The following is a 1,381-nucleotide window of genomic DNA, read 5'->3' on the forward strand; positions in this document are numbered from 1 at the left end:
TCATAGGTTAGACATTAAGAGAGAATTGGATTCAGGCCGCATTTTAATCGTCCTTTTTCTTTATCTCTTTTTGGGTTCGCTCTTCGTGCATATTTTGACAAAAAACTGATAGTTTTTTGCCATGCTTTATTCAGTGTCGATATCACGCCTTGTGTTATCGACTCCATTAATTGATAAAACCAACCTTGGGTGTTTTTTGCTACCATAAATGTTGATAGCTCAATACCGGCAAGTTGTTGAACACTCATGCCTATTCGCCTCTTTACTAACAACGTCAATAAACTTGCCCACACCAAGCCTTCCATCATGCTCGCTTTTCTGGTGTTAAATTTCTGAAGGTTGCAATAAGACTTCCATTCTTTAAACAGTAACTCTATTTGCCATCTGAGACTGTAGAGCTTTATTACCGCTTCAGCGCTAAATTTTTCTCGATTTAAGTTCGTTGCCCAATAAGTAGGCTCACTTTTTCCTTTAGGCCAGCTCGCAATCAATCGATAATTCGTTTTACCTTCCACATCCATATCGACAATAACACTACGACGAATATGCTTTTTAACGTCCTTTTGCTTCTTCTGTGAAAACCGTTTTAACGCGTTACCGTGACGATTAAAAGCAGCTACTACGGTTGGATTAACCGTGGTTTTAGCCCTGACAACATAAAAGCCTCCTGCTGTATCAATTGATTCAAGATACGATAACTTAAAATAACCTCTATCCGCTAAAAACAAGGTGTCGACTAACGATTTAGCATCAGGTAAAAAATCATATTCAGCTTGGCTATCAGGACTCACTGAGATTTCTTCGGGATAACCTTGAAGCACATCCCAACTCACATGAACCTCTATTGCCGCAGGACTTATTTTAGTAAAGCGACCTTTAAAGGTATCTTTTAAACTATCGTGCACTGCGAACGAACTTCCATCTTGCATTACTATGCGTTTAAAGTCAGAAAGAGTGGCGTCTGTACCGAGTATTTGTTGCTGCCATTCATTTAACGCCACATCGACCAGTGATTTCATCAATAGGCTGAATTCAGGCTTACTCAGTTGATTGTGAAACGGTTTATATTGAACATCAGTTTCCGTCAACTTCACAAAATAGCGATGTAAATCTGTCACGGTGTTTACCGATTTATCGCCTAGAGCCGTTATTAACGACATGACTAATTCGAAAGGTTTTATTATTCGTTTACGGCTACAAAAACGGCTTGTTTTACCTATTTCGTTAATATTAAAATCGTTAAGCACTTTCGTTATTTTGTTTAACTCAGTATTATGTTTATTCATGCTCTGCTTTTGGGATAGATAGTGGTTTGGCGATTACTATCAGATCAAATTCAGAGCATGTTTTCAAGTTTTATTCCTTAAGATCCAACCTATGA

1 protein-coding gene is annotated in these 1,381 nt (G+C 38.1%); it reads right to left on the reverse strand.

What is annotated here, in order from left to right; translation table 11 throughout:
* Positions 1-14: 14 nt before the first annotated feature.
* Complete coding sequence (locus tag I6F53_RS20050; protein ID WP_197240927.1) at positions 15-1,286, reverse strand: IS4 family transposase; 1,272 nt, start codon at positions 1,284-1,286, stop codon at positions 15-17.
* Between the last annotated feature and the right edge of the window lie 95 nt (positions 1,287-1,381).

Source organism: Pseudoalteromonas sp. SWN29 (assembly GCF_015864465.1).
Classification (GTDB): Bacteria; Pseudomonadota; Gammaproteobacteria; order Enterobacterales; family Alteromonadaceae; genus Pseudoalteromonas.